This is a genomic window from Pseudoruminococcus sp. (assembly GCF_047012705.1).
Classification (GTDB): domain Bacteria; phylum Bacillota; class Clostridia; order Oscillospirales; family Acutalibacteraceae; genus Pseudoruminococcus.
Genome location: NZ_JBKXNW010000050.1, coordinates 1 through 3,004, shown reverse-complemented (window position 1 = coordinate 3,004; position 3,004 = coordinate 1). Strand labels below are relative to the sequence as shown.

Genomic DNA, 3,004 nt, shown 5'->3' with positions numbered 1-3,004 from the left:
GAGGCAGGTCAGGGAAAAACAGAAACCTGCCCAAAAAGAGCAGGCAAAGCCGCCTGAACGAGAGAGCGTGCTGAAACGCCTGCGTCAGCTTCAGGCGGAGGGTAAGCAGAGAAACCAGCCGAGACAGAGAAAGAAATCCTTTGACAGAGACAGCCGATAGGCACGAAAAACCGCCGCTATGGTATCACCCATGCGGCGGCATACATAAAAATCTTATTTGTGTTCTGCAAGCGTGACTTTCATATCCTGAGCATTGATGATTGTTTCCTTTTTGCACTTCGGACAGTAGAGAGGGAAGTTTCTTAATTCTGTATCTTCCCGTATCATTGTGCGAGTTTTATTGCCGCAGATAGGGCAATATATCCATTCTGTGGCTTTCATGTTACTTTTCTAATTTCAAGTCTTTTATTTTTTGAGATATTCTCTCAATGACCTGTATAAAACATTCATCACTTTTGCCCGTCGGATCGGGAAGTCCCCAATTATCATCAAACGCTCTACCGATATAGGGACAACCGACATCACACCCCATTGAAATCGCAATATCGGGCGTAGGGATTTTATCAATCGTCTTGCTATACTGGCTTTGCTCCATATCTATCCCATAAAGCTGTTTCATAAGCCGCACAGCGTCCTGATTGATTTGTGATTTTGTTTCTGTTCCGGCAGAATAGAAATCAAACTTATCTCCCGCCAAATGTTTTCCAAGTGCTTCTGCAATCTGACTGCGGCAGGAGTTATGCACACAAATAAAGGCTACCTTTTTCTTATCCATCGTTAAAACCCCAGCTTGTGCAGCAGAGCAACCACATCAGCAGCTTTCAAAACCTTACCCATAGCAACAACCTTTTCGTTGACAACAAGGGCAGGCATACTCATAACACCGTATTCCATTACTTTCTGCATATCGGTAATGTATTCGACCTCTACGGAAAGTCCCATATCCTTTACTGCCTGCTTTGTGTATTCAAATTGTTCGTGACAGGATTTACAACCTGCCCCTAACACTTTGATACAGCAGATTTCTCCCTCTTTCAAATCAGGACAGCAATCGTTTGTAATGCTTTCTGCTTCGCTGGCAGCACAACCGCAGCTACAAGCGCAAGCAGGTGTTTTCTTTTCTTCTTCCTTTTTCTTTCCAAAGTTAAATAATGCCATAATAATAACCTCCTAAAATTAAACAATTAAATATTGTATTGCGTTGAAAAGATAGCCTACAATAATAATACCAGCGGCACATATTCCAATGAAAATACCGAGCAGTTTCGGCTTAACTGCTTTGCGAAGCATAATTATTGAAGGGAGCGAGAGCGTTGTAACGCCCATCATAAAGGAAAGGACAACGCCGAGCAAAGCACCTTTTGCAAGCAGGGCTTCTGCAATCGGAATTGTACCGAAAATATCCGCATACATCGGAATACCGACTATCGTAGCAAGAATTACGCCAAACGGATTATTTTCGCCAAGTGCTTTGACAATAAATTCTTCAGGAATCCAGTTGTGAATGAAAGCACCAATGCCCACGCCGATCAGAACATAAGGAGCAACCTTTTTAGCGGTTTCAACAACCTGTTCCCACGCAAATTTCATACGGTCTTTGAAATGCAGTTCCTCCTGCGGAACATCAATCGAGTGACCGTTTCGGATATATTCTTCCACTTGATTATCGAGGTGCAACTTTTCAATTAGCGTTCCGCCAGCCACAGCGATTACCAAACCGAATATTACATATAAAACAGCAACTTTCCAGCCGAAAATACTCATCAGTAAGACAAGGCTTCCGAGGTCAACCATCGGCGAAGAAATCAAAAAGGAGAATGTAACGCCAAGCGGCAAGCCTGCGCTTGTAAACCCGATAAACAACGGAATAGAGGAACAGGAGCAAAACGGTGTCACCGTACCGAGCAGAGCGGCGATGATATTCGCCCATATTCCGTGAAATCTGCCGAGTATCTTTTAGCTCTTTCGGGCGGGAAATAACTTTGAATATACGAGATAATCAAAATCAAAACGCCGAGCAGTACCATAATTTTTACAGTATCATAGATGAAAAACTGAATACTTCCTCCTATTTTGCCCGTGGTATCTAAACCGCAAGCGTTCAAAAATGTTTCAATGAGGCGATTCAGCCAGTTCATACCGAGGACTTCATTTTGAAAAAAGTCCCAAATTGTTTTTAGTGCCTCCATAAAAAGCTCCTTTCATATAGTCATATTGAAATATGTCGATTTAATATTCCGAATATAAGTCGTGCGGAAAAGCATTCAAATAAACTTCCTCACTTTTCACAGCACGACTTGTTTTCGCTTTCAACATCAATGTTGTCAACTGCCGCAAACATTCTTTTGCCTGCTCCACACCTTTTTCTGAAATAGAATAGTGTGTCCATTTTCCCTCTTTGCGCCCGACAACTATTTCAGCGTCACAAAGAATTTTCATATGGTGGGAAAGCGTAGGCTGCGTGACATTGATTTCTTCTAGCAACTTGCAAGCACATTTTTCACCTGAACGCAGCAGTTTTATAATCCTAATGCGGTTTTCATCACAAAACGCTTTGAAAATTGCCGCAATTCTTTTTTCATCCATCTCTCTCAATCACCTCCTATAGATAAATGTCATGTTATATGCACGACAGCGTGAATTGTCAATACCTTTTCAAAAGGCCTTGATTTTCCACCCGTGGTGTGTAAGCTGTGACTCACACGAGGCACAAGCCCAAGAAAAACGAAAGGTGGAAATTGCAATGAAAACAGGAAAAATCACAGCGAAACTGAGAGACGCGGTTCCGGTTTGCCTTATGGTAAACGGCGAGGAAGTAAAACGATACAAGAATATTGAGCTGCCGGATATGCTCAAAGAGGTAGAAATGACCGACTTCCATTTCAACGTACACATGGACGGGAAGATCACCTTTGAAATCCACTATGAGGAAGGCGTACTGCCGAAGGTATTCCCGGAGGCCCGCACCAGAGTAAGCCGGGCGGCGAAGGCCGCAGCCAAAGCC

At 43.1% G+C, this 3,004-nt stretch carries 5 protein-coding genes and 1 pseudogene; 1 reads left to right on the top strand and 5 read right to left on the bottom strand.

Features of this window, described 5'->3' with window-relative positions:
* Positions 1-213 precede the first annotated feature (213 nt).
* The 5 genes and pseudogenes from ACLU24_RS14570 to ACLU24_RS14550 all read right to left on the bottom strand — a co-directional run bounded on the left by ACLU24_RS14570 (position 214) and on the right by ACLU24_RS14550 (position 2,586).
* The gene (locus ACLU24_RS14570; protein ID WP_076776066.1) at positions 214-381 is read right to left on the bottom strand and encodes a cysteine-rich KTR domain-containing protein; all 168 of its coding nucleotides are present in this window, start codon (positions 379-381) and stop codon (positions 214-216) included.
* Between the two features lies 1 nt (position 382).
* Positions 383-775 (bottom strand): arsenate reductase ArsC, encoded by a 393-nt coding sequence (locus ACLU24_RS14565; protein ID WP_002586621.1) that lies wholly within the window; start codon positions 773-775, stop codon positions 383-385.
* 2 nt (positions 776-777) lie between these two features.
* Positions 778-1,158, bottom strand: a complete 381-nt coding sequence (locus tag ACLU24_RS14560) for a thioredoxin family protein (RefSeq protein ID WP_074141146.1) — start codon at positions 1,156-1,158, stop codon at positions 778-780.
* Positions 1,159-1,176: 18 nt separating this feature from the next.
* Positions 1,177-2,189, bottom strand: a pseudogene (locus tag ACLU24_RS14555) (permease).
* Positions 2,190-2,229: 40 nt separating this feature from the next.
* Complete coding sequence (locus ACLU24_RS14550; protein WP_412613355.1) at positions 2,230-2,586, bottom strand: ArsR/SmtB family transcription factor; 357 nt, start codon at positions 2,584-2,586, stop codon at positions 2,230-2,232.
* A gap of 157 nt (positions 2,587-2,743) precedes the next feature.
* Between ACLU24_RS14550 and ACLU24_RS14545 the strand changes: the two genes are divergently transcribed.
* Positions 2,744-3,004 (top strand): hypothetical protein (locus ACLU24_RS14545; protein ID WP_412613354.1); only part of this gene is annotated, 261 nt, incomplete at its 3' end.